This is a genomic window from Kitasatospora sp. NPDC096140, from assembly GCF_040303045.1.
Taxonomy (GTDB): domain Bacteria; phylum Actinomycetota; class Actinomycetes; order Streptomycetales; family Streptomycetaceae; genus Kitasatospora.
This window is the reverse complement of sequence record NZ_JBEOUW010000015.1, coordinates 74494-99664: the sequence shown is the minus strand read 5'-3', so window position 1 is coordinate 99664 and position 25171 is coordinate 74494. Positions and strand designations below refer to the sequence as shown.

Sequence of the window (25171 nt, the reverse complement as noted above, 5' to 3'; positions counted from 1 at the left end):
TTGCCGGTCGCGCCGGTCGCGCCGGTCGCGCCGGTCGCGCCGGTGGCTCCCGTGGGCCCGATGGGCCCGGTTGCACCTGTAGCCCCGGTCGCGCCGGTGGCTCCTGTGAGCCCGGCACTTCCGGTCGCGCCGGTTGCACCTGGGGCCCCTGTGGCCCCTGTGGCCCCGATCGCGCCAGCGGGCCCCGTGGCCCCATTGGCTCCCGTCGCGCCGGTTGGACCGGTCGCACCTGTCGCGCCGGTTGGACCTGTGGGGCCGGTTGGACCTGTGGCGCCGATGCCGTCTGCGCCGGTCGAGCCGGTTGCTCCTGTGGCCCCGGTCGCACCTGTTGCGCCGGTTGGACCTGTGGGGCCCGTCGGTCCTGTGGTGCCGATGCCGTCTGCGCCAGTTGGGCCGGTGGCTCCCGTGGCTCCTGTGGCCCCGGTGGGTCCGGTCGGTCCGGGTGGACCTGTGATGCCGATGCCGTCTGCGCCGGTCGGACCGGTTGCTCCTGTGGCCCCGGTTGCTCCTGTGGCCCCGGTCGCACCTGTCGCGCCGGTTGGACCTGTGGGGCCAGTTGGACCTGTGGTGCCGATGCCATCTGTGCCGGTTGCTCCTGTGGCCCCGGTCGCGCCCGTCGGACCCGTCGGTCCCGTCGGACCCGCGATGCCGATGCCGTCTGCGCCAGTTGGGCCGGTGGCTCCCGTGGCTCCTGTGGCCCCGGTCGGTCCGGTTGGACCTGTGATGCCGAGGCCGTCTGCACCGCTCGGACCGGTGGCTCCCGTGGCCCCGGTCGCACCTGTCGCGCCGGTTGGACCTGTGGGGCCCGTCGGACCTGTGGCGCCGATCCCGTCTGCGCCAGTTGGGCCGGTGGCTCCCGTGGCCCCGGTCGGCCCGGTCGGCCCTGTGGGCCCTGTGGGCCCTGTGGGTCCGGCCGGGGCGGGGTTGCACCCGTCCCCGTGGCCGTCACTGCCGTGGCCGCCGCTGTACTGGTTGCCGCCGCCGGCGCCCGACGGCGTCGCCGGGCGGGCGCGGCTGGCGGCCGCCGAGCCCTGCCCGTGCTCGTCTCCCTGGCCGAACCAGTGCCCGTGCCCGTGGTCCGGCGGGCAGTGCTGCGAGCCGTCGACCCGGTGGTCGCCGGGGTGGGTTTGGAAGGCGTACAACCCGCCGGCGGAAGCCGTGCCGGCGGTCGACACGACGGTCGTGATGAGCAGTGCCGCACCCGCGGCCAGCTGCACGCGGCGGTCCTGCGCCGCCGTCCTCGGCCCTGTGTTGCGTGGTGACACCCGGTACACCTCATTTCCCTCGGAGAGCGGCAGGGCGGACCGGCCCGCCACAGCGCTCCGATAATTCGGTGAGCTGAGCGGTCCGGATGGCGGCGTCCCGGGAAATCACCGACCTGGCCCACACCGGCCGTGCACATGGGGCGCCCCCGGACGGCGGGAGGCTGTGTTGGACCGCGGAACGAACGGGCGGCCGAAATAGAGTCAGGACCCACCGCGCGGGACCAGGGGCGGAACTCCGCCTGCCCTGCTCCGTTCACCCGCCGCTCCCCACGCCCCCGCGCCCCCGCAGCCCCACCCCCGAGAGGCCGTTGTGGCACCACAAGAGAACCCCCGCCCCCGTGGGGCGCGGCCCACCGTCTGCCTGTGCATGATCGTCAAGGACGAGGCGGCGGTCATCGAACGCTGCCTCGCCTCCGTGCGCGACCTGGTCGACACCTGGGTCATCTCCGACACCGGGTCGACCGACGGGACCCAGACGCTGATCCACCGCGCGCTCGCGGGAATCCCCGGCGAGCTGCACGAGGAGCCCTGGGTCGACTTCGGGCACAACCGCACGCTGAACATCCGGCACGCCCACGGCAAGGCCGACTACCTGCTGCTCGTCGACGCGGACATGGTGGTGCGGCAGGAAGGCCCGCTCCCGGAGCTGACCGCCGACTCGTACCTGCTGCGCCACGCCGCCGACCTGGAGTACCGGATCAAGCGGCTGGTCCGAGGCTCGACGGCCTGGCGCTACGAGGGCGCCACCCACGAGTACCTGACGACGGATCAGGCGGACCGGTCCGCCGACCTCGACGCGCTGGTCATCGAGCACTTCGCCGACGGCGGGTCGCGGTCCGACAAGTTCGAGCGCGACGCACGCCTGCTGCGGGAGGACCTCGAACGCGACCCCGCCAACCCGCGCACGGTCTTCTACCTCGCCCAGACCCTCCGCGACCTCGGCCGCACCGCCGAGGCCGTCGAGCTGTACCGGCGGCGCGCGGGGATGGGGGCGTGGGCGGAGGAGGTCTACTACGCGCTGCTCCAGGTCGGCGTGCTGACCGCCGAGCAGGGCGACTGGCCGTCGGCCATGGAGGCGCTGCTGCGCGCCTGGGAGAGCCGGCCGCAACGGCTGGAGGCCTGTTACGAACTGGTCTCCCGCCTGCGCCTGATGGGACGCCACCACAGCGCTCACGCCTTCGCCCGGGCCGGCCTCGACCGCGCGATGCCCGACGACTGGCTGTTCACCCAGCCCTGGGTGTACCGCTGGGGGCTGCTCTTCGAGTACTCCGTCACGTCGTACTGGGTCGGCGATCCGAAGGGCTCGCTGGAGGCCTGCGACCGTCTGCTGGCCCTCGCCGACCTGCCCGAGCGGTACCGCGAACAGACGCTCGCCAACCGGGAGTTCGCGGAGCGGGCCGCGCGGGCGGTCGTGCCGGTACCGGCCTGAGCCCGCGGCCGGGTTCTCCTGCGACGGAGCCCGGCCCGAACGTCCGACGGTTCAGTCCCGGAGGGAGTCCAGCCAGGAGGTCAGCAGGCGGTTCACCTCCTCGGGACGCTCCTGCTGGACCCAGTGCCCGCAGCCGTCCAGGACGTGGGCGGAGGCCAGGCCGGGGAGGGTGACCGGGTAGGCGTCGATCGCGTCGGCCATCCAGGTCGTGGAGGCGTCCAGGGCGCCGCCGATGAACAGGGACGGCTGCTTGATCGGGGCGCCGGCGTACGGGGCGAGGTCCTCCCAGTCGCGGTCCATGGTGCGGTAGCGGTTGAGGGCCCCGGTCATGCCGGTGCGCTCGAACTCCCCGGCGTACACGTCGAGGTCGTCCTCGGTCAGCCAGGCGGGCAGCTTGCCGGCGGGGAAGCGGTCGCGCAGCCGGCCGCCGGTGCGGGTCACGAAGTGCGGGTCGGGCTCGCCCTCGGTGGGCATGGTGTCGGCGGACAGGGCCGCGTAGAAGCCCGCGAGCCAGCCCCGGAGGTCGGGCTCCATCTCCGCTTCGGCCCGGCCGGGCTCCTGGAAGTACGAGACGTAGAACTCCTGGTCGCCGCCCATCTGCGCGAAGACGTCGGTGGGGCGGGGGCCGCCGGGCGGCGCGTAGGGGACGCTCAGCAGCGCGACGGCCCGGAAGACCTCGGGGTGGAGCAGGGCGGAGGTCGCCGCGATGGTGGAGCCCCAGTCGTGCCCGACGACCACCGCGCTCTCCTCGCCCAGGGCGCGCACCAGGGCGACGTTGTCCGCCACGAGGTCGAGCATCCGGTAGGCGTCCGTCGCGGCCGGCTTGGAGGAGCGGCCGTAGCCGCGCACGTCGAGCGCCACGGCCCGGTACCCCGCTGCCGCGAGGGCCGGGAGCTGGCGGCGCCAGGAGTACCAGGACTCGGGGAAGCCGTGGACGAGCAGGACCAGCGGTCCGGTGCCCTGTTCGACCAGGTGCAGGCGGCCGGCGGGCGCCTCGATGGTGTGGTGGCGCAGGTCGGTGGACGGCGCGGGCTGGTGCATGACTTCTCCTCGGTTCACGGTCGGCCGCGGTTTCCCACCGATCTTGCGACGTGGCGGCCGCCCGACGCGAGCACCCTTGTCATTCTGGCAAACTGGCAGGACAAGGCGGTGGAGGCGGCACGACTGGAGGGAGTCGGGCGACGGTGACGGACGACGTCGTGGCCGAAGCGCTGGCGGCCATGGGCCCGCGGCTGCGGACCGCGCGCGAGCAGCGCGGTGCCACGCTCACCGGCGTCAGCCGCGCGACCGGCATCTCGCTGAGCACGCTGTCGCGGATCGAGACCGGGCGGCGCAAGCCGACCCTGGAGGTGCTGCTGCGCCTCGCGAAGGCGTACGACGTCTCCCTGGACGAGCTGGCCGGCACCGCGCCCGGCCCTGCGCCCGGCACCGTACCCAGCCCTGCGCCCGGCACCGCGCCCGCCGCCGCGGCCGGATCGCGCATCCCGGTGCCGCAGCGTCCCGGTGACGGCAAGGCGGTGCTGCCGTTGACCCGCTACGTCGGGGGCCTGCACGCCCACAAGCACGTGCTGCCGCCCGTCGACGCGCCGCCGGCACGGCCGCGGCAGGTCTCCCACGACGGGTACGAATGGCTCTGCGTCCTGTACGGGCGGCTGTGGCTGGCGCTCGGCGAGCAGGACCTCGTCCTGAGCGCCGGGGAGGTGGTCGAGTTCGACACCCGCACCGCCCACGGGGTCGCGAACGCCGGACCCGGCGGACCGGTCGAATACCTGGTCATGTTCGGGCCGCAGGGGGAGCGCCTACGGCCGCGCATCCCGGCCCCCGGCCGCGCGGCCCGGTAGCGCGGAGCGGACCTCGGGCGTCACCATCCGTCACCCGGGCTTCCGGGGAAGCCTCGCCGGGTACCAGACGCCGAAGCTCGGGCCGGGGCGGGGCGTGCCGTTCACGCTCGGGTTGTCCTCCCAGACCTGGCCGGCGGCCCGACCGGTGACGATCAGGACCGTTCCTCGAACCGGCGCACCTGCTCGGCGGACAGGACGGGATTCATTCCCGCCCTGGTCCGCGCCGGCCACGGTCGGGCCCCTGCCGGCGCTGCGAACCGAGCGCCCCACGCTCCCACCTGGTCTGCTCCCCACCCGAGGTCCGTCCGTCCTGGTCCGTGAGGATGGATCAGCCTTGATCGCGGCTGTCTCACGCCCCGGTGGTGGGTTCACGCGGTCCCGGCGGGCCACTCCTCGCCGGTGGCGCCGTCGAGGCGCCGCATGTCGATCTCGTCCGCGGCGACCAGGGCGACCCGGTCGCCCACCCGGACGGCGCACACCCCCATGCAGGTGTCGTCCTCCCACCCGTCGGCCGGCTCGCCCACCGGCTGCCCGGTGAGCGCGTCGTACCGGTAGAGGCGGTCCGAGGCCACCGCGAGCACGGCCCGGCCGTCCACCTGATAGGCGCACAGGCCCAGCGTGTTCTCGGGTTGCACCATCATCCTGCCGAGCGGCGTCCGGGTCTCCGGGTCCCAGATCCGCACCGAGTGGTCCGTACCGCCGGTGGCCAGCAGGATCCGGCCGTCCGCCGGGTACGCGACGAGGCGGGAGATCGGCCCGTTGTGCGCCTTGACCGGGCCACCGACCGGCCGGCCGGTCGCCAGGTCCCACACCCGGAGCAGCCCGTCGGCGTCCGCGCCGGCCGGCCGGGGCGTGCCGTCCGCCGCGGTGAACGCGGCCAGCGACCACACCTCCCTGCGGCCGGTACCGCGCATCCGGGGCCCCGCGGCCTCCCCGGTCACCGCGTCGACCGGCTCCACCCGCCCGTCGCTCCACCCGAGCAGCAGGCTCCGCTGCCCGTCGGGGCCGAGGTGGGACGCCACCGCCGACATCCGCGGCCACGTGCGGCCCCACGGCTTGCGCCGCTTGCCCCACGTGTCGGGACAGACCCGCTCGCCCGTCACCAGGTCGACCTGGAACAGCGTCCCGCGCAGCCCCCGGAACTGATCCAGGACCACCAGCACCGGCGATCCGCCGCCGGCGTCGACGTGCATCCGGCAGAGCGGGCCGCCGATGAAGCCTGGGCCGAGCGCGAACTCCCGTACCAGGGAACCGTCTTCGGCGTCGTACACCGAGAAGCCCCGGCCCTGGGTCGAGCCCGGCCGGATGACCACCGGTCGCCCGTCGAGCTCGGCACCGAGCAGTTGGCCCGGGCCGGTCAGCACCGGTCCGTCCCGGGCCGTGAAAGGGTCGCCCTGCGCATTCCTGCCGAACCTCACTGTCCTCGAAGAGGGAGAGGGGGGCGTCACCGTCCGCGCGGCGGCCCCCGAACCGCGGACGCTACCAGCCGGACCGACCGGCAACGGGCGCGCCCTCGTCAGCTCCGGCTCCGGCACCGGAGTCGGAGCCGGAGCCGGCGATCCCCCGGCCGCCGGCGCAGCCTCGACCGCCGGCGCCGCCCCGGCCACGGGCTCGGGCCGACTGTGGGCCGGCGTCGGCCGGTGTCACCGTTCCCGGGCGATGCGGGCGACGTGGGCACCCGGGGGAACGGGGGCGGCCTCGGTGGCCGGCGGGCCGGGCGTTGCGGGGGCCTCGGCGCGGCCGAGTCCGACGCGCCGCCGGAGCGCGGTCAGGGCACGTGGGGACCACCAGGCCCAGCGGCCCAGCAGACGCATCGTCGCGGGGACGAGGAGCCCCCGGACCACGGTGGCGTCGACCGCGACGGCAACCACCAGTCCGACGCCGATCATCTGCATGAAGGCGATGGAGGAGGCGAGGAAGCCGCAGACCACGACGATCAGCAGCAGTGCGGCGCTGGTGATCACCCCTCCGGTGCGCTGGAGCCCGAGGGCGATCGACTCCTCGGTGCCCGCGCCGCGGTCGTGGTGCTCCTTGATCCGGGAGAGCAGGAACACCTGGTAGTCCATGGCCAGGCCGAAGGCGATGGCGACGATCAGTACCGGGAAGTCGGCGTCGATCGCGCCGATCGGGGTGAACCCCAACAGGCCGTGCAGGTGGCCGTCCTGGAAGATCCAGGTGATCACGCCGAACGCGGCGAACAGGGAAAGTGCGCTCAGCAGAACGGACTTCAACGGGATCGTCACCGAGCCGAAGGCCAGGAAGAGCACCAGGGCGGAGACCGCCGCGACGAACAGCGCCATCCACGGCACCCGGGAGCCGATCATGCGGACGATGTCCACGCGGGAGGCCGGCATGCCGGTGAGCAGCGCGGTGGCGCCGTCCGGTGGTGTCTGCGCCCGCAGGTCGCGCACCATCGCGGCGGCCTCCTGCGACATCGGGTCCGCGCCGTACCGCAGGGTGATGCGGGCGGTGTCGCCGTGGGTGGCTGTCACCGCGGCGCCGGTGACCCCGGGTACCGCGTCCAGCCGTCGGGCGTAGGCCTCCAGCGCGGGGGAGGCGGTGCCCGCCGGACCGTCGAGCCGGACGACGGCGGTGAGCACCTTGGTCGGGTCGTGGTCGAACCCGGTGCCCAACTGACGGGCGACGACGCGGGCGTCGGCGTCGGCGGGCAGGACCCAGTCGCCGGGGCGGGCCCAGTTCGCGCCGAGGAAGGGCGCACCGGCGGTGAGCAGCAGGGCGACGGCTGCGAGGCAGGTCGGCACCGGACGACGCATCACCAGGCGTGCGGCGCGGTACCAGTGGCCCTGCCCCGGTGCGGGCGCGGCCCGGCGCCGGGAGCCACCGGCCCGGTGGCCCCACGGCAGCGGGATCCGCAGGGCGTCGACGCGGTGCCCGGTGATGCGCAGCAGCGCGGGCAGGACGGTGAGTGAGCTCAGCACGGCGAAGGCGGTGACCGACACGGCGGCGTAGCCCATCGAGCTGAGGAAGCGGGAGGGGAAGAGGATCAGGCTCGCGAAGGAGATGGCGACGGCCAGCCCGGAGAAGGCGACGGTGCGTCCGGCGGTGGCGGTGGTGCGTTCGACGGCGAGGTCCGGCGGCGTGCCGGCGGCGAGCTCCTCGCGGTAGCGGCTGACCATGAACAGGGCGTAGTCGATGGCCAGTCCGAGCCCGAGGATGGTGATCACGTTGATCACGCTGCTGGAGATCGGCACGGCATAGGCGATGATCCGGAGCACGGTGAACGAGCCGAGCGCCACGACGGCGCCGGTGGCCAGTGGCAGCAGGGCGGCGATCGCGCTGCGGAAGACCAGGACGAGCAGGACGAGGAGCAGCGGTACCGAGAGCAGCTCGGCGCGCCCGATGTCGCGGCCGGTCAGCGTGTTGACCTGTTCGGTCATCGCGGTGACACCGCCGAACGCGACGTCCAGGCCCGGCACCCGGAAGCGGTCCGCGATGCGCTGGAGCGCCCTGACCCGCTCCTGGTCGTCGGACGCCGCGAACTGCAGGGTGACGTACGTGGAGCGGCCGTCGCGGCTGACGAAGTCCGCGGAGCCGTGGCTGGACCAGTACGACTCCAGATGCGTCAGGTCCTCGCGCGGGACGGCGTCCAGGGCGGTGCGGAGCCGCGCGGAGAGGTCGGGGTCGTCGATGCGGCGGTCGGCGCTGCGGTAGAGCACCACGGTGTCGGGCTGCAGGCGGCCGAGCGGGCCGGCCAGCACCCGGTCGGCCCGGACGGAGGGGCTGTCGGGGTCGTCGAAGCCGGCGCCGCCGGTGATCGCGCCGAACACCTGGGTGCCCCACAGGCCGGCCACCAGGGTGAACAGGAGGGTGGCGACGACGACCGGTCGTCGTCGCCGGGCGGCGAATCTTCCGAGCAGGGCGAACACGGGTGACTCCTTGGGAGGGTGGGACACGGGGCCCGTGGGGCGTCAGCGGGCGCTGTCCCGAGGTTGGCGGTCCGGGCGGGGTTCCGGCCTCGGGCGACCGGCCCGATCCCGGCCGACCGGAAGGAGGAGGCGTCTCCTCCGCTAGGGGGAGGAGATCCCGTCCTGACGGGACGTAGGGTCTGGTCCCGTGCTGCGTGGACGGATGGATCGCCTCTTCGGTCGCAGGTTCGGCCCGATGCGGCTGGCCCTCGTGGCCTTCGGCCTCGGCTACCTGCTGCTGTTGCGCCGCCCCGGCGAGCTGGGGGCGGCCGACTGGGCGGTGGGCCTCGGGGTGCTGGCGCTGTCCGCGCTCGGCGGCTTCGGGCCGTGGGGGACGGCGATGGGCCAGTGCGCCATGCTGGCGCTGGCGGAACTGTGTGCCCCGCTGGTCACGGTGGAGGCGAAGGTCGGGGCGAGCGCGGCCCTGTTCGAGCTGGCGGTGCGCCGCTGGGGGAGACCGACCGCTGTCGCCTCCGCTGCCCTGGCCCTGGCCCAGCTGGTCCGCACCGGCTGGCCGCCGTCCGCCGAGGTGTTCCCGGCGCTGTACCGGGCCGCGGTGATCGTCGGCGTGCCCGTCCTGCTGGCGGCCTACATCCGTTCCGCGGAGCGCGCCGCCGGCATCGCCCGGGAGCGGGCCCTGGAGGCCGAGCGCAGCCGACACCTGGCCGAGTGGGGCGCGAGGATGGGCGAGCGGGCGGCGATCGCGCGCGAGCTCCACGACATGGTCGCCCACCACCTGGCGTCCACGGTGCTGCGGGTCGGCGTGGCCCGGCACGTGCTGGCACCGGCCGACCCGCGCCTCGCCGAGGTGCTGGACGACGTGCACACGAGCGCGAACACCGCGCTGACCGACCTGCGCAGGCTGCTGACCGCGCTGCGCGAGCCCGCCGCCGACCACCTCGCCCCGCTGCTCGCCGAGACGACGGATCTGCCCGCCGCCGTCCGGGGCGTGGTGGAACGCAGCCGCCAGTCCGGAATGGCGGTCCACGCCGAGGTGGACCCCGGGATCGCCCGACTCGACGCGATGCGGTCGCTGACGGTCCTGCGGCTGGTCCAGGAGGGGCTGGCCAACGCCACCAAGCACGCCGGCCCCGCGGCCCGGATCCGGCTGCGGATGGAGATGGAGGACGGGACGTTGTCCCTTGCGTTGGAGAACACCCTGCCGACGGGCGCGACCCCGCCGTTGCCGGGCCACCCGGAGCGGTCCGGGGGTCACGGCCTGCTGGGCATGCGCGAGCGCGTCGCCCTGGTCGGTGGGACGCTCGACGCCGGGCCCGCCCCGGGCGGCTGGCGGATCGCGGCGACCCTGCCCCCCACGGCGACCGGAGTGGGCCTGTGATCAGTGTGCTCATCGTCGACGACCAGCAACTGGTCCGCGCCGGGGTGCGGATGCTCTGCGAGTCCGCGCAGGACCTCGTCGTCGCCGGGGAGGCCGCCGACGGCGAGGAGGCGGTCCGTCTGGCCGAACGGCTGCGGCCGGACGTGGTGCTGATGGACCTCCACATGCCCGGGACGGACGGCATCGCCGCCACCGCCCGTACTCTCCGCGTCCACCCGGCCGCCCGCGTCGTCGTGTTGACGACCTTCGACGACGACGACCGGCTCTACCCCGCGCTGAGCGCCGGCGCCTGCGGCTTCCTGGGCAAGGACGTCGAACCGGCGGCCGTGCTCGACGCCGTCCGGCGCGCCGCGGCGGGCGACAGCCCGTACAGCCCGACCGTGCTGCACCGGGTGGTCACCCGCGCCGCCCTGGCCTGGGGCGGAACGGCCGGACGACCGAGCATGGGCACACCGTTCACGCAGCGGGAACGGGAGGTCCTGCGGCTCATTGCCGCCGGCCTCTCGAACAGCGAGATCGCCGCCCGCATGCACATCGGCCTGACCACGGTGAAGACGCACGTGTCCAACCTGATGACCAAGACCGACGCTCCCAACCGGGTGCGCCTCGCCGTCCTGGCCATCCAGGAGGGCATCGCCGACGACTGACACCCGGGCCGGGCCGGCCGGTGGCCGGTGGCCGGTACCGTCGCCCGGCGTCCGGCCCCAGCCTCGGGATGTCGGCCGGAAAGAGGCTGACCAGCAGGCCGTAGGCTTCCGCGGTCGGACGCTCGCCCGCGCCCAGCCGTGCTGCCCGCACCCCGGCCTTCTGCAGTTGACCAGGCGGTGGCGCAGCGGGTGCCCGAGGGCCTTGAGCCAGCGTCGATGATCATCGATGCTTGACCCGGCTTCACATCACGTGCCCGCCCCGCATCACACGCCCCACCGCACCACGCTGGCGAGAGGAACCCCATGCCGCTGTCCATCACCCACGTCACCACCGACCGCCCCGAGCGCTACCTCAAGCAGCTCGTCTCCCACCTGGGCCACAAGACCGGTACCACGCTCGACGCCCAGGACCGCGGCACCGTCACCCTCGGCAACGGCGCGAACTGCGTCATGACCGCCCGCCCGGGACAGCTGGAACTGATCGCGGCCGCGGCCGACGCCGAGGCGCTGAGCCAGGTCCAGGACCTGGTCGCCCGTCACCTGGTGCGCTTCGCCGCCCAGGAGGAACTCACCGTCGAGTGGAACACGCCCGTCGACGGCGCCGAACTGGAGCCGGTCCACCCCCTGGTCGACGGCTACGCACTGCGCCACTGCACCCCCGCCGACCAGGTGCTCCACGACCTCGCCGAGCGGACCAGGGAAGCCACCGGCCGGGCCGCCTGGATGCAGGTCTCGGCCGACGAGGGCGCGCTGCTCACCATGCTGGTGCGGATGCTGGGCGCGAAGTACGCCGTGGAGGTCGGGGTCTTCACCGGCTACTCCTCCCTCTGCATCGCCCGCGGCCTGGCCGAGGGCGGCCGCCTGCTCGCCTGCGACACCAACGCCGAGTGGACCGCCATCGGCCGGGAGCACTGGGAGCGCGCCGGGGTGGCCGACCGGATCGACCTGCGGATCGCCCCCGCCCTCGACACCCTCCGGGCGCTGCCGGACGAGCCGCACATCGACATCGCCTTCATCGACGCGGACAAGCAGAGCTACCCCGCGTACTACGAGGAGATCCTGCGCCGGCTGCGCCCGGGCGGCGTGGTCGTCCTCGACAACGTCCTGCTCGGCGGCCGTTCCCTGGACCCGGCCTACCAGGAGGAGCACCACCTGGCGATGCGCCAGCTGAACGAGTTCATCGCGGCGGACGACCGGGTGGACGCCGTGATGCTGACGGTCCGCGACGGGGTGACCCTGGCGCGCAAGCGGTGACCGCGTGGTGACCGCCGCCGACCCTACGCCTCCTCGCGGCGGCGCCGGACCGGGCCCTACGTGTTCAGGGCCCGTCGTGTCGTGTCGGTGAACGTCTCCACGACGTCCCGGAGGTCCGCGCAGCTCGCGGGGAGTCCGGCCGGGTCGCCGGGGCCTTGCAGGATGTTCTCCACGACGTGCGCCCGGCGGATCCGTCCCCGGGGGTGAGTGCCGGGCGCCGCGCCGTGCTCTAGACGCGTGCCTTCCGCGCCGAGTGCCAGGCCGCCCCGGCCAGTGCCCGCGTGGACCGGAGGAGCGACAGCTGCTCGTGATCGCGGTAGAGCCTCCAGTTGTGCTCGACCAGCGACAGCTTGTTCGAGGACAGTGACCCCGCCCGGCCGGACCGGTAGATCGCCAGCGGTTCCCGCAGCCCCCGGGCGGGGTGCCCGTCCCGCATGATCGCCAGCCACAGCGCGTAGTCCTGCCGCTTCGGCATGTCGGGCATCAGCCGGGTGCCCAGCCGACTCCGGTCGTACATCGCGGTCAGGGCCCCGATGTGGTCCTGCACCAGCATGTCCCGGTACGTCACGCGATCCCTGGCCTCGATCACCCGTCCGTTGGGCGTGAAGTCGCAGGCCTCGCCGGAGTGGTCGCCGTCGACCTTGTAGTAGGAGGTGAACGTCAACGGGGCATCGCCGTCGGCGGCGAACGCGAGCTGCCGTTCCAGCTTCTCCGCGAGCCACATGTCGTCGCTGTCCAGGAAGGCCACGTACTCGCCGCGCGCCCGTGCGAGGGCGAGGTTGCGGGCCTTGGCCGCGCCGCCCTGCCCGGGCGCGGCCTCCGGGCGCACCCGTTCGTCCTGGCGGGCCAGGTCCCGCAACAGGTCCATGGAGCCGTCCGTGGACGCGTCGTCGGTGATCAGCAGCTCGACGTCGGCGTGCGTCTGCGCGAGCACGGAGCGCACCGACGCGCCGACGGTGGCAACCGAGTTGTGTACCGGCATCACCACAGAAACCAGGGGCACAGCAGTTCCTCACCCACCCCCGTTCGGAGGCGTCATGGATCTTGTCGTCGCCGGCCAAGGCTACGTGAGTCCGCCGCCGTGTGCGTCGCCGGGGCGGGCCGTCGCGTGGCCGACCACGCCGTGGACCTGCACCGCAGCGAGCAGCGCACCGCCGATCCACTGCCGGACGGCCCCGGCCCCACACGCCGGCCCCACACGCCGGCCCCATGTCCCGGCCCTACGCGCCGACCCCGCCCCCCCAGCCGTCGGCCCGTCGGCGCGGCAGGCCGCGGTGCGGGTGGCGACTTCGGCCGAACCCGTGCCGATCGACAGTGTCCCGCGCAAGGATGTGGTCCGTCACACCGATTGACGGAGGATCAGATCATGGACGAAGTGACGCCGCCGCAGCGGTCGGGGGACGGCGCGGAGGCGGAGAGCCGGACGACCGTCGTCAACGCGATCCACAACTCGACGGTCAACGGCTCGGTGATCCAGGGCGGCACCGTCACCGTCCAGCTGCCGTCGCCCGCTCCGCCGGAGTGGCCGCTGTCCATCGGCGTCATCCCGATCCTGGCCAGCGCCTTCCAGCCGCGCACCGCCGTGCGCGAGGCGATCGACCGGGTACGGGCCGGGAGCGAGACGGTGGTGCTCTCCCAGGTCCTCGCCGGGGGCGGCGGGGTCGGCAAGAGCCAGCTGGCCGCGCACTACGCCTGGCAGGCCCTGGAGGACGGCGTCGACGTGGTGGTCTGGGCGGCCGCAGCCGACCCGGTCTCCGTCCTGCTCGCGTACGCCGAGGCCGCGGCCGCGGTCCAGCTGCCCGGCGCCACCAACGCCCGCGACCGCGTCGCAGAGGACGCCCGGCTCTTCCTGAACTGGCTCAGCAGCACCGAGCGCAGCTGGCTCGTGGTCCTCGATGACGTCACCGACTTCACCGCCACCGGGCCGGTGTGGCCCGGGCGGTCACGCCGTGGCAACGGCCGGGTCCTCGCCACCACCCGCCAGCGCGGCGCCCACGCGTCCGGCGGCGGGCGGGCCGTCGTCCCGGTCGACGTCTACGACGCGGCCGAGGCCGTCGCCTACCTCCGCGAGCGGCTCACCACCGCCGGCTACCCCTACCTGCTGGACCGGCGGGCCGAGGAGCTCGCCGAGGCGCTCGGACGGCTGCCGCTCGCCCTCGCCCACGCCGCCGCCTACATGGTCAACCAGCAGCGCACCTGCTCGGCCTACCTGGAGATCTTCCGGGAGCGCACCCGCACCCTGGACTCGGTGCTGCCGCCCGAGGCCGACACCGAGCTGTACGGCCGGCCCGTCGCCGCGGCGCTGCTGATCTCGCTGGACGCCGCCCAGCAGACCGAGCCCAAGGGCCTCGCCGTCCCGGCCGTCCGACTGGCGGGCCTGCTGGACCCGGCCGGACACCCCCGCGAACTCTGGACCACCAGGGCGGTGACCGACTACCTCACGGAGCAGCGCGCCACGGAGCAGCGAGCCACGGAGCAGGGCGCCGCCGGAGCAGCGGTGCCCGGTCCGGCGGCACCCGGCGGCGGCTCCGACGCGGAGCCGGCCGAAGCGGGAGAGCCCCCGCCGGTCACAGCCGACGAGGCGCTCACCGTCCTCGCCGTCCTGCACACCTACAACCTGATCGGCAACTACCCGGCCGGGGTCGACATCCCGCACCGGGGCACGGTGGCCGCCCACCGTGAGGTCTCCATCCACGCCCTGACCGCCCGCGCGGCCCGGGACACCACCCCGGACCCGACCCCCGCCCGGTCCGCGGTGATGTTCGCGATGTACCGGCTCTGGCCGGAGGAGGACCACCTCGACCACCGCCTCGCCGCCTGCCTCCGGGCCAACACCGAGACCCTTCGTGACACGGTCGGGCCGGAGGCCCTCCGGCTCTTCCCGGGATTCGCGCTGCGGCAGAGAGCAGGGCTGAGTCTCCTCGGCGCCGGTCTGCACGCCGAAGCCCTCGACCACTGGACGCAGGAGGCCGAGGCCGACACGGCGGAACTGGGTCCCGAGGACGAGCGCACCCTCGCCTCACAGGCCAACCTGGCCGCCGCCTACGCACTGGCCGGACGGGCCGCGGAGGCCCTCGCCCTCCGGAAGCGGGTCGCGGTCGAGTTCGAGCGCCTCCTCGGCGCCGACTCCCCCAAGACCCTCGTCGCCCTCGCCTCCGTCGCCGGCTCCTACACGGACCTCGGCTACGAGGGCGACGCCATCACGCTCAAGGAGCACGTCCTGGCCGTCAGGGAACGGGTCCTGGGCCCGTCCCACTCCGACACCGTGAACGCGCGGAACAACCTCGCCCTCGCCTACGAGATCAACGGGCGGCACGACGAAGCACTCGTCCTGAAGGAACGGGTCGTGATGGAACTCGCGACCCTGCTCGGCACGGGCGAACACCCCCGCATGCTCATCGCACTGGCGAGCCTCGCCTCCAGCTACGCCCAGGCCGGGCGGCTGGGGGACGCGATGGAGATCGAGGAGAAGGTGCTGGAGGTCTCCGAGCGCATCCTCGGGCCCGACCACCCCGACACCATCGCCGTCCGGGTCTCGCTCGCTTCCTCGTACGCCGCGACGGGGCGGGACGAGGAAGCCTTCGTCCTGCGGAAGCGGGCCGTGGCGGACCGGTACCGGGTCCAGGGCCCCGAGCATCCCGACACCCTCAAGGCCCTCGCCGACCTCTCGGTGTCGTGCCGGAGGACCGGCCGCCACGAGGAGGCCGTCGCGATCGCGGAGCACGTCCTCCCGCTCCGGTCGCGGATCCTCGGCCGGGACCACCCCGACACCTTGATCTCCGCCGGCAACCTCGTCAACGCCTACGCCACCGCGGGCGAAACGGAGCGGGCGCTGAAGCTCGCCGAGACCCTGCGGCCGCACCAGGAACGCGTCTTCGGCCCCCACGACGACACCACGCTGTCGGGGCGCCACGCCGTGGCACTCCTCCGCGTCCACCGCGGGGAGTCCGTCCTCGCCGAGGATCCGGCGCAGGCCGCGAGGGACGCCGAACTGGCCATCGAGGCGGTCGGCCCGCACGTGCTGCCCCGGTTGCCCGCACTGGACGAGGCACTGGAGGACGCCTACCGCCTCGCCGAGGCGGCCCGGGCCGCGCTGTAGGCGTGCCACGGTGCCCCTGGTGCCGGCGCCGGGGTGGAGGACTGAGAGAGGCGGTACCGCCCGCCGGGGCATGCCGGCCACCACTCGTCGGAGGGCATGTGCCGGCTACCAGTCGTCGGCGAGACGTTCGGCGAGTGCGTGGATCTGCGGGTCGTACGGCCAGCGATCGGCGAGGGCCGTCACGGCCGTTCGCTGCAGCTGCCAGTCGGAGTCGTCGGCGGCCCGCTCGCGCAGCAGTTCCTCGGTGGCGGGGTCGTCGCGCCAGCCGCCTGCCAGTGCCCCGATCGCCGCGCCCCGGCTGATCGGGCCGGTTCCGCCGGTGACGATCCGTCGGAGCAGCGCACCGGTCCCGGGGTCGTGCCAGCCGGCCGCCAGGTCGTGCACGACGGCGGCGCGCAGGTCGTCGTCGGGCTCGTCGACGGCGAGCCGGCGGAGCAGGTCGGCGGTCCGCGGGGTGCGGAAGCCCGTGACGAGGGCGTGGACGGCGTTCCGACGGACGCGGGGCGCGGTGTCGTTCTCGGCCCTGTCCTCCAGCCGTGCGACGGTGTCGGGGTGGTCACGCCAGCCGGTTCCCAGCGCCAGTACCGCCGCCGCGCGGACGAACTCGTCGTCGTCACCTGCGAGTCCGCGCAGCAGTGACCCGGTGGCCGGGTCGTCGTGCCAGCCGCCGGCGAGGGCGAGGACGGCCACCACCCGGCCTCGCGACCCGCCCCTCCCTTCGGCGACGCCGTACAGAAGTGTTTTGGCGTCGGGACGGCCGGGCCACCCCGAGCCGACGGCCCGCAGTGCGGCCCGTCGCACCGGCTCGCCGGCGCCGGAGGCGGCGAGCTCGCACAGCCACGGCAGCGTTCGCGGATGGGTGTGCCACGTCGTGGCCAGGACCCACACCGCGGCCACCCGGACCTCGTCGTCGGGGTGCTCCTCGGCCAGTTCGCGCAGCAGCACGGGGGTCCGCGCATCGCTGCGCCGGTCGACGACGAGGGGCTTCAGCACGGCATGGCGCGGATCCTCCGCAGCGGGCGGCGGCGCCGGCCGGGCGGGATCCGGGGTGACGGGCGGGGCGATGGGCGGATCGACGGCCGGGGCGACGGGCGGATCGACGGCCGGGGTCTCGGGCGGGGTCTCGGCGCGGGTGAGCGCCCGGTTCGCGGCCTCTCGTACCCATGCTTCGCTGCCGGCGTCGGCGGCGACCGAACGCAGCAGTGCCACGGTCTGCGGATCGTCGGGCCGGCCCTCGGCGAGGATGTGGAACGCCCTGGTCCGCAGGTGCGGGTCCGGATCACGGGCGGCGCGGTCGCGCACCACGGCCGCAGCGTCCGGGTCACGCGGCCAGCCCCTCGCGAGGGATTCCAGCGCGGCGAGGCGGACCGAGTCGTCGGGGTCGTCGGTCGCGGACCGGCGTATCAGGGCGAGCGCCCCGGGCTCGCCCCGCCGGCCGTCGGCGAGCGCGGCCAGCGCCCCCTGCCGCAGGTGCCGGTCGTCGTCGGTGAGGCACCTTTCCAGCCACTCCCCGATGGACCGGTCCCGGGGGCAGGCCAGTGCGAGTAGCCGGAGCGAGCCCCTTCTGACGTCTCCGTCCGGGTCCGTCCCGGCGAACTCGCGCAACAGTTCGGCGAGTTGCGGATCGTCGGGCCGTTCCTGGATGAGTGCGCGAAGTGCCTCCTCCCGGCCGGCGGGCACCGGGTCGAAGACCGCCCGGCTGAACAGGCCTTCGCGGAACTCGTCGTCGTCGCGCAGCAACGCGGCGCCGAGCCGCGCAGCCGGCGGCACCTCGAACCAGACGAAGTTCGATCCCTCCCTCATGACGTTCAGGAACCGGCCGTACACCCGGTACCAGTCGTGGTACCGCCGAGCGGCTGCGGAGTCGGCCGCGCCGATCCGGCCGAGCACCGGCGGTAGCGTCTCCGCCAGTGCGCGACTCAGTGCGGACCCGGGAAAGGCCCGCTTCTCGACCACGTACTCGATGAGTTCGATCACCGCGTCGACGACCGCCGAGCACTGGCCGCCGAGCTCGCCGGGCTCACGGACCTCACCGAGGCACCTGGCGGCGAGCACGATGTGCTGTGGTGTCGCGTCCGAGGACGCCCCCGTCCGTCGCAGGAACCACAGCGGATCGGCCGCGAGGAGGTGGTCGACGATCCGGCCCGCGAGACGCGGTTCGACCATCCCCGCGACCAGGACGAGGGTCTCGTGCCAGGTGGGGTCTGCCCATTGCTCGCCGTACACCTGGTCGACGAGGGCGTCCTCGGTCAGGCTTCGCTCGACGGTCAGCCGGTACCGGATGTCCGCCGCGGCGTGGTATTCGAGGAAGCCCTGGTGGGGGAAGCCGAGGCCGTCGGCGCGGTGGACCAGCAGTCCGGTGTGCCGGAGGAGGTTCTCCAGGAAGGCCTCCCAGCGCTCCGGGCGGACCTTGCCGGGGCGGCGCACGGCTTCGTGCGAGGCCAACGCCTCGGTGATCGGCGAGCCGTGGTCCGCGAGCCTCCGGTGGGCGAGGTAGCCGATCAGCTCGGGCAGCCGTTCGTGGACCTGCCGTGCGGCGGCCTCGGCTTCCGCGCGCGCCCGTGGACTCTGGACGCTCTCCACGAGGTGCCTGATCGATTCTTCGTGGCTCCTCGCCACCTGCTTGCTCTGGTTGTTCTGGTAGAGCAGGTCGGTGAAGTCCTCGTACACCGCGGCCCGGCCGTCGGGCAGCGAGCGCCCGGGCTCGGCGAGGTAGAGCCGGCACAGCATGAAGGCCATCAGCGGGACACGCGCCGCTTCGTCCAGGGAGCCTTCGCGGAGCGCACCGGCGAGGTGGCCGGCGTGGCGGGTGGCTTCTTCTCGCGGCCACCGGGTGCCAAAGTACTTCTCCAGGTAGGTGTGCAGGTCGTGCGAGGTGAACGGCTGCAGTTCGTAGTGCGGCGTCCTGAGGCCGAGGACGCGGTCGAGGACGTCGAGTTCGCCCTCGGCGAGAGGGCGGGTCGCGACGACGCACCGGTACAGCGGCGGGTCCGCCGCGACGGCGTTGGCCAGCTTCTCCAGGACGGCGCGGCGCATGCGCGCGTCGGGCAGCTCGTCGAGGTCGTCGACGAGGAGGTGCCAGTGAGCCCCGGCCCAGGGCCGCCGCAGGAAGCGGTCCCGCGTCAGTACGGGGTGCCGCCCGAAGGTGCCCAGCTTCCCGGTGGCGTCGGCGAGCACGTCGGGTACGTGCCTGTCCTCGCCGACGAGGGCGTGAGCGCTCACCCACACCGGGACGGCCGGGCCGTACTTCCCGGGGCTGTGCGTGTCGTCGAGCAGTTCACCTGCCGTGTCGCGCAGCCGCGCACGCAGCAGGGTGGACTTGCCGACTCCGGGGCCGGCGACGAGCACGCACATCCGGTCGGCCTTCCGGAAGACCGCCTCGGCCGGCTCGAACGGAACGACGGCACCGGCGCGACCTCCTCCTCCGGTGGCCGGGCCGTCGCCGGGCCCGGTACGCCCGTCCCGGGCCGCAGGGCGGCTGCGCTGGCGCACATAGACGTCGACCAGGGACGGCGGTTCGGCGAAGTCCTGGTACGGGTGCTTCTCGGCAGCCTTCCGGGCGGCGGCGAGGTAGCCGCGCACCTCCTCGTCCATTCCGGTCCCGCGCCGGGCGTCCTCGTAGAGCTCCTTCCAGCGGGGGAACTCGCGCTGCACGTGGCGCTCGCTCCTCCCGCTGGTCCATTCCAGCATCACGGCGACCACGGCCCACAGATCGGCGAGATCCTTCGGGACGGTGGGCTCCCGCGATCCCCCCGGCTTGGGGAACCACTCGTTGACCGTCGTGACGGGCAGATCCCTGCCGCCGCCGGGTCCTGCTGCTGCGCGCAGGCGCCTGTTGGCCTCCGCGACCGCGGTCTTCTGGTTCTTGTCCCTGGCGCGCAGGTCGCGCAGCGCTTCGCCGAGCCGCCCGAGCTCCTGCGCCAGGGCTCGCCGTCCGGCGTGCTTGTTCCTCGCGCTCACGTCCCAGCCCTCCCGCTCGACTGCCGCTCCGGCCAAGCCGATCCGGCCGATCCGATCCGGCCGATCCGGCGCCCCCGGACCATGGTCCTCCCACCTGGCAGCTCGCGGACGGAAATCCGGCGATCCGGCATCCGTAGCCTCCCTGGCGCGTCATGGAGAAGCTGCCCGTGGCCGCCCCGCCCGGGGAAGGCCGAGGCTCCTCGGGAAGGACTGACGCATGGACATCTGGTGGGCAACGGTGGCCCTGGCCGGGCTCGCGATCCTCGCGATCGCCCTGGTGACCATCACCGGCCTCGCGCTGAAGGACACCGCCTCCGAGGACCGCGCCGGCATCCTGCGCGCCGTCGCGGAATGCGTGCGGGAACTGCGCCGAGGCCGATGACGGCCCTGGCCCCGAGCCCGCCACGGCGCCTCGCCCCCTGCCCCAGCGGCACTTGGTCCGGCTCCACCCCGCCGCCCCCTTCAAGTGCAGGCGCCCCACCCCCGCAAGCTCGACGGTGCTGCCCGACCTCGCCACCGTCGACGCACTGCCGGACGTCGAAGCGGCCGGCCGCCGGCACGAGGCCGCCATCATCCTGACTGGTTGGGGCATGCCGAGTTTCACGAAGACGTTCGCCACGTGTCTGCTCACAGCGGCGCCCGAGAGGACCAGTTCTGCCGCGATCTCCGTGGTGGAGCGGCATCCGGCCATGAGGGCGAGCACCTCCTGCTCGCGGGCGGTGAGCCCACCAGATCTGGGCGGCCGGTCCGGACGGTTCCGGTAGGGGAGAGGGGTGCTCGGGGGTAGGGTTCAGCTCTCGGACTGCCGGGCAGCCGTGAGGAGTTGGCGCTTCACGTGTTCGTAGTCGGCCCGGGCCCGTGGGTCGCCGCGATGGTAGTCGCTCCAGAACCCGGGGCGCTGCCAGCGGGCGTCCGCGAGGCGGGTGCGGCCGTCGGCGATGGCCAGGGTCCAGCCGGGCGGTATGCGGGTGTCCACCGTCTCGAAGCCGACCGGGTCCCAGAGGAGTCCGGGGTCGGGTGAGTCCGGGCCGAGGACACGGATCTGGCAGTCGATGTCGTAGGTGACCATCTCCAGGACCGGGTAGATGCCGCCCACACGAATCCCGTGGTACTCGGCAACAGGGAAGTCGCCGTCGGGATGGATGATCTCCAGGCATCTGACTCTCATGGGTGGCAGTCTCGCCCAGGCCGATCGTCGGGCACCGTCCGGGGCACCGCGACGCGTCCGACGAAGCGTGGAAGGCCGTCGATCAGCCCGGTTCCGACACGTGCGGCCGAATGCGGAAGCCACGCGCGCCGTCAGCAGGCGCCACGCACCTCTTGGCGCCGTCCCCGCCGCCCCCGCCGTCCTCGCCGTCCTCGCCGTCCTCGCCCAGCTCAAGCCGAGCTGGGCGGTCGTCCGATCTGATGGGCATATCGTCCGCTCAATACGGCCGAATGGGTTACCGACGTGCGATCACGAACACCCACCCACCGGTCCCCACTAGCTTGGTGCGTGCACGCCCTGACGGGTGGGCGTGGGTTCGGGAGGAGTGCACCATGCGTAGATTGTCGATCATCGTGGCGGCGGTCACGGGGGCCGTCGCCCTCATCCTCGGGAGTGCCGCCGTGGCGGGGCCGCCGGGGCCGCGGCTCGCCGCGCGCTACCTGAACATCCACCAGTGCGTGTACTACGGCCCCGGTGGGCACTACACCAACCTGCTGCCGAACACCGCCGACACGTCCTTCAACACCGGGACGAACCTCTCCGACACGCCCGACACGGCGCTGTCCTGCGGTCCGGGGAGCGGGGGCTGGATGCCGGCGCCCGCCAACTCGGCGGTGAAGGCGTTCGACCTCGCCGCCGGCCGCTACCTGAACGTCCACCAGTGCGTGTACTTCTCGGGCGGCCAGCACTACACGGCCATCCTGCCGAACACCCCGAACGTCAACTTCAACACCGGTACCAACGTCTCCGACACGCCCGACACCGTGCTGCGGTGCAGCCCGGGCGGGGGCGGCTGGACGCTGACGCTCGCCAACTCCGCCGTCAAGTCCTTCGACCTGGCCGGCAACCGCTTCCTCAACCTGCACCAGTGCGTGTGGACGTCGGCCGGCATGTACTACATGGGCCTGCTGCCGAACACCCCGAACGCCAACTTCAACACCGGCACCAACGCGGCCGACACCGCCGACACCGCGCTCAGCTGCCGCCCCGGCGGTGGCGGTTGGTCGCTCGACCCCCTGGACTCGGCCCTCCGCCCGCTGGGCAGCTGAGCCGGGAGGGTCGCACGGGGCAGTGATCCGCGGGGCGGCGACGGGGGCGCCGACCCGTCGCGGCCCCGCCGCACGTACCGAGGCCGGAACGTGGGCGAGCGCCGGGTGGACGGGTCGTGCAAGCCCGATACCCGGCCTGCCGCCCCGGTGGCAGGGCGCCGCAAACTGACTGGCCGTCATCGATGCCACGCCGTCCGCCTGCACTGCGCCGCTGCGTGCCCGCCGGGGTTTCCTCGTGCCGTCCGGGCCGCTGGTGGGCGGCCTGGGCGACGCTGTTGCGCCCCGGTGGGTCGCTTCGGTCGCTTCGGTCGCTGTGCCGACTGTCGTCTACGGTGTCGGCGCCGTCAGGTAGCGCTGGAGCGTGGGTCCGAGCCAGTCCACGATCTGCTCGGGGGAGAGGTCCACGCTCTCGGGGAATCGCAGTACGTAGCGCGTGAGTGCGAGTCCGAGCACCGTCGAGGCGCACAGTGCCGCCCGCGCCGGTGCCTGCTCGGGTGCGGGGCCGACGCGGCGGGCCAGTGGGATCAGCTGGTCGCGCAGCACGCTGTGCATGCGCTCGGCGGCGGTGGGGTCGGTGGCGCCGACCCGCATCAGGGCGGTGAGCTCGCCGTTCTCCTCCCACAGGGTGAGGAAGTGGCGCACCAGGGTGCGGCCGATCTCCTCGCGCGGTTCGACGGGCAGGCCGGGCAGGCCGGGGTCGATGGCGACGGCAGCCGCGAACAGGCCGGCTTTGTTGCCGTAGTAGCGCATCACCATCGACGGGTCGATCTTCGCGTCGCGTGCGATGGCCCGGATGGTCGCCTTCTCGTAGCCGTCCGCCGCGAACCGCTCGCGGGCCGCGGCGAGGATCGTGGCGCGGGTGGCGTCGGAACGCCGGGCAGCCTGCTGGTTCTCCGTGGTGCCGGTCATGCCAACGACTGTAGGCCAACAGGTGTTGACAGTCCAGAATCGCCGCTCTACGTTTGCCAACAAGCGTTGACCAACAAGCGTTGGCATCGCGGCTGTCGCCGAACAGCCCGTGCGGCAAGGCGACATGAGTGCCCGACAGATCCCCTTGTGCGGCATGGGCGGCGAGCGCCGCCGGATCCGGTGCCGCGGGGCAGACCGAGAGCGAGAGGAAGTACCGGAGATGGCCGAGCTGCAGAGCCTGGACCCGAGCACGCCGCTGTTCGCGCAGTTCACGCAGGACACCGGGCCGATCGTCCTGGCCAACACGTTCGTCGTTCCGAAGGAGAGGACCGAAGCCTTCCTGGCGCTCTTCCGCAGGCAGGCGGAGTTCATGCAGGCCCAGCCGGGATTCGTCAGCCTGCAGATGCACAAGGGGGCGGCGGGCAGTCGGCTCCTGATGAACATCGCGGTCTGGGAGTCCACCGGGGCGCTCGCCGCGGCCTTCGGCAGCCCGGAGTTCCAGCGCCTGGCGGCCGAGTTCCCCGACGACATCGTGTCGTACCCGCACGTCTTCGAGCGGATCGACGCGTGACACCACGCATCGATGCGCAGGGCCGGGGCGCCGCGGCGTCCCGGCCCCGCCATCCGCGCTCACCCACCCGGTTCTGACTGAACCGCACCGAGGCACGCAAGGAGAAGACCCGTGTCACTGAAGAAGATCAACACCGTCCTGGCCACCGCCTTCGTCCTCTTCATCCTCTGGTTCGGGACGGAGTTCATCCTGAGCCCGGCGACTACGGCACCGGGGTTCGGCCTGCCGGCCTGGCCGTCCGGCGACGGCGGCGGCTTCCTCGTCGTCAAGGGGATCCGTGACGTCGTCCTGGCCCTGGTCCTGGGCGTCCTGCTGGTGACGGGCCACCGCCGGGCACTGGGCTGGGTGCTGCTCGTGGAGGCCCTCGCCGCCTACGGCGACATGGCCACCGTGCTCGCCCACCACGGCTCGGCGGCCACCGCTCTCGGCGTCCACGGCCTGACCGCGACCCTCATGGCGTCCACCGGCCTGCTGATGCTTCGCGAGACCCGCAAGACCGTGGCGGCCCCGGGGACGACCGTCCCGCAGCCCGCCTGATTCCATCGCCCCGGGGCCGCGCAGCCTGGGAGCGGCGCCCGGGTCGCGCTGAACCCCGAGTCGAACCCCGATCGCCCGCCGAACTTCGAATGAGCTCCGTGGGACCAGCGCGTCCTCCGGCGACGTCGTCGCAGCCGCAATGGTCGACCGCACGGCCCACCACACCGAGGTCCGCACCCTTCCGGAGACTCCTACCGGACCGCCGACGACGCCGACTCCTGGCGGGGGAGAGCAGCGCTCACCACGACAGGGTCAGCCCTGCCAGTCCGCCGAGCGATAGACGTGCTCACGCCCTTCACGGTCTTCGAACTCGACGCTGAAGGACAAGCGGGTCCCGTTCAAGGTGTCCAACAGGTCAGCGATGCGATCGGGGTCCACGAACCCGCTGAACAAGACGGGCTCACCCGGACACAACTCAAGCGCCGCGCAGGCATTCTCGACCTCGAACTCGGTCCAGCTTGATCGCCGGACCCGCCAGCCTGCGCGGTGGAACAACTCGGCCACGCGTTGAACATCGGCGAGCCTTGCCAGTAACCCCCACACGTTGTTGCCAAGAGCGAGTTGGGCCAAAGCAGCGTCGTCAAGACCTGGCCCGTCGGTCCCGCCAGTGGTGAAGTTCGCGCCGGACAGTACCGGACAGACCTCAGCAGCCTCACGCACGAGTCGGCACTCAAACCCGAACCGACCCCAGGGGCCAACCCACGGAGCCACCAGCCGCAACGAACGGGTCGAGCACGCCCCGCCGATCCGGCTGGACCGAGGTCCGGGACTGGCACTTCGCCACCGGTGCCGAAGCCCCCGGCAGCCCGCCGGCACGGCCGCCTGACCTCACCCGGACCGGCGGCCCGTGACCGCACCGGCCAGACCGGCTCGACTATCCGGGGGATACGGTTCCGCTAAAAACAGTGCCAAGGAAATATCGGTGGACGGGATTCTTTGTCCCAGAGGGGATGTGCACGCACAACTCGGGCAGATTGTTGATCAAGATGCTCAGATCATGCTCAGTTATGACCCTAGGAAACAGTGCGAATGCTTTACTGGTTATGTCGCTACCAGCCAGTAGCAGCAGGCCGGGGGGATCGAGGTGGCGCTTCACAGTGTCATGCAGGGTGCTTGACCTGCTGATTCGTCAGTCTTC

General features: G+C 73.3%; 18 protein-coding genes and 1 pseudogene. 10 read left to right on the top strand and 9 right to left on the bottom strand.

Annotated elements, in window-relative coordinates; genetic code table 11:
• Nucleotides 1-1632: 1632 nt before the first annotated feature.
• Nucleotides 1633-2694 carry a glycosyltransferase gene (locus ABT048_RS17895; protein ID WP_350522350.1) on the top strand — a complete coding sequence of 354 codons (1062 nt, stop codon included), beginning with the start codon at nt 1633-1635 and terminating at the stop codon, nt 2692-2694.
• A 51-nt stretch (nt 2695-2745) separates the two neighbouring features.
• Here ABT048_RS17895 and ABT048_RS17890 read toward each other — a convergent pair whose 3' ends face one another.
• Nucleotides 2746-3735 (bottom strand): alpha/beta fold hydrolase, encoded by a 990-nt coding sequence (locus ABT048_RS17890; RefSeq protein ID WP_350522349.1) that lies wholly within the window; start codon nt 3733-3735, stop codon nt 2746-2748.
• Between the two features lie 143 nt (nt 3736-3878).
• Here ABT048_RS17890 and ABT048_RS17885 point away from each other — a divergent pair, with 143 nt between their 5' ends.
• A complete protein-coding gene (locus ABT048_RS17885) occupies nt 3879-4535 on the top strand; it encodes a helix-turn-helix domain-containing protein (RefSeq protein WP_350522348.1) in 657 nt (218 codons plus the stop codon).
• A 368-nt stretch (nt 4536-4903) separates the two neighbouring features.
• Here the strand turns inward: ABT048_RS17885 and ABT048_RS17880 are convergent, their stop codons facing one another.
• Both ABT048_RS17880 and ABT048_RS17875 read right to left on the bottom strand, forming a co-directional pair.
• A complete protein-coding gene (locus tag ABT048_RS17880) occupies nt 4904-5899 on the bottom strand; it encodes a WD40 repeat domain-containing protein (RefSeq protein ID WP_350522347.1) in 996 nt (331 codons plus the stop codon).
• Between the two features lie 279 nt (nt 5900-6178).
• Nucleotides 6179-8422 (bottom strand): MMPL family transporter, encoded by a 2244-nt coding sequence (locus tag ABT048_RS17875; protein ID WP_350522346.1) that lies wholly within the window; start codon nt 8420-8422, stop codon nt 6179-6181.
• Between the two features lie 235 nt (nt 8423-8657).
• Here ABT048_RS17875 and ABT048_RS17870 point away from each other — a divergent pair, with 235 nt between their 5' ends.
• The 3 genes from ABT048_RS17870 to ABT048_RS17860 all read left to right on the top strand — a co-directional run bounded on the left by ABT048_RS17870 (nt 8658) and on the right by ABT048_RS17860 (nt 11701).
• Nucleotides 8658-9800: a sensor histidine kinase gene (locus tag ABT048_RS17870; RefSeq protein WP_350522345.1), complete on the top strand. Its 1143-nt coding sequence runs from the start codon at nt 8658-8660 to the stop codon at nt 9798-9800.
• Complete coding sequence (locus ABT048_RS17865) at nt 9797-10447, top strand: response regulator (protein ID WP_350522344.1); 651 nt, start codon at nt 9797-9799, stop codon at nt 10445-10447. The genes ABT048_RS17870 and ABT048_RS17865 overlap by 4 nt, the downstream gene beginning before the upstream one ends.
• 303 nt (nt 10448-10750) lie before the next feature.
• Nucleotides 10751-11701 carry a DUF2218 domain-containing protein gene (locus ABT048_RS17860; protein ID WP_350522343.1) on the top strand — a complete coding sequence of 317 codons (951 nt, stop codon included), beginning with the start codon at nt 10751-10753 and terminating at the stop codon, nt 11699-11701.
• Nucleotides 11702-11930: 229 nt separating this feature from the next.
• On the opposite strand, the gene ABT048_RS17855 is transcribed toward ABT048_RS17860, so the two are convergent.
• A complete protein-coding gene (locus tag ABT048_RS17855) occupies nt 11931-12704 on the bottom strand; it encodes a glycosyltransferase family 2 protein (RefSeq protein ID WP_350522342.1) in 774 nt (257 codons plus the stop codon).
• A 363-nt stretch (nt 12705-13067) separates the two neighbouring features.
• Here ABT048_RS17855 and ABT048_RS17850 point away from each other — a divergent pair, with 363 nt between their 5' ends.
• Nucleotides 13068-15800 (top strand): tetratricopeptide repeat protein, encoded by a 2733-nt coding sequence (locus ABT048_RS17850; protein ID WP_350522341.1) that lies wholly within the window; start codon nt 13068-13070, stop codon nt 15798-15800.
• Nucleotides 15801-15905: 105 nt separating this feature from the next.
• On the opposite strand, the gene ABT048_RS17845 is transcribed toward ABT048_RS17850, so the two are convergent.
• Nucleotides 15906-19760, bottom strand: coding sequence for a HEAT repeat domain-containing protein (locus ABT048_RS17845; protein ID WP_350522340.1), 3855 nt, complete (start codon nt 19758-19760; stop codon nt 15906-15908).
• Between the two features lie 217 nt (nt 19761-19977).
• Here ABT048_RS17845 and ABT048_RS17840 point away from each other — a divergent pair, with 217 nt between their 5' ends.
• Entirely contained in the window at nt 19978-20142 is a 165-nt protein-coding gene (locus tag ABT048_RS17840) for a hypothetical protein (RefSeq protein ID WP_350522339.1), read from the top strand.
• A gap of 216 nt (nt 20143-20358) precedes the next feature.
• Here ABT048_RS17840 and ABT048_RS17835 read toward each other — a convergent pair.
• Together ABT048_RS17835 and ABT048_RS17830 are read right to left on the bottom strand one after the other, a co-directional pair.
• A pseudogene (locus ABT048_RS17835) lies at nt 20359-20472 on the bottom strand (LuxR C-terminal-related transcriptional regulator); the annotation flags it as partial.
• A 78-nt stretch (nt 20473-20550) separates the two neighbouring features.
• Nucleotides 20551-20928, bottom strand: a complete 378-nt coding sequence (locus ABT048_RS17830) for a hypothetical protein (RefSeq protein ID WP_350522338.1) — start codon at nt 20926-20928, stop codon at nt 20551-20553.
• 371 nt (nt 20929-21299) lie between these two features.
• On the opposite strand from ABT048_RS17830, the gene ABT048_RS17825 reads away from it, so the two are divergent.
• Complete coding sequence (locus ABT048_RS17825; RefSeq protein WP_350522337.1) at nt 21300-22016, top strand: hypothetical protein; 717 nt, start codon at nt 21300-21302, stop codon at nt 22014-22016.
• A gap of 327 nt (nt 22017-22343) precedes the next feature.
• Here ABT048_RS17825 and ABT048_RS17820 read toward each other — a convergent pair whose 3' ends face one another.
• Complete coding sequence (locus ABT048_RS17820; protein WP_350522336.1) at nt 22344-22925, bottom strand: TetR/AcrR family transcriptional regulator; 582 nt, start codon at nt 22923-22925, stop codon at nt 22344-22346.
• A gap of 220 nt (nt 22926-23145) precedes the next feature.
• Here ABT048_RS17820 and ABT048_RS17815 point away from each other — a divergent pair, with 220 nt between their 5' ends.
• The gene (locus tag ABT048_RS17815; protein ID WP_350522335.1) at nt 23146-23496 is read left to right on the top strand and encodes an antibiotic biosynthesis monooxygenase family protein; all 351 of its coding nucleotides are present in this window, start codon (nt 23146-23148) and stop codon (nt 23494-23496) included.
• A gap of 111 nt (nt 23497-23607) precedes the next feature.
• Complete coding sequence (locus ABT048_RS17810) at nt 23608-24033, top strand: DUF4267 domain-containing protein (RefSeq protein ID WP_350522334.1); 426 nt, start codon at nt 23608-23610, stop codon at nt 24031-24033.
• A 252-nt stretch (nt 24034-24285) separates the two neighbouring features.
• Here ABT048_RS17810 and ABT048_RS17805 read toward each other — a convergent pair whose 3' ends face one another.
• Nucleotides 24286-24693 carry a hypothetical protein gene (locus ABT048_RS17805; RefSeq protein WP_350522333.1) on the bottom strand — a complete coding sequence of 136 codons (408 nt, stop codon included), beginning with the start codon at nt 24691-24693 and terminating at the stop codon, nt 24286-24288.
• Nucleotides 24694-25171: the final 478 nt, after the last annotated feature.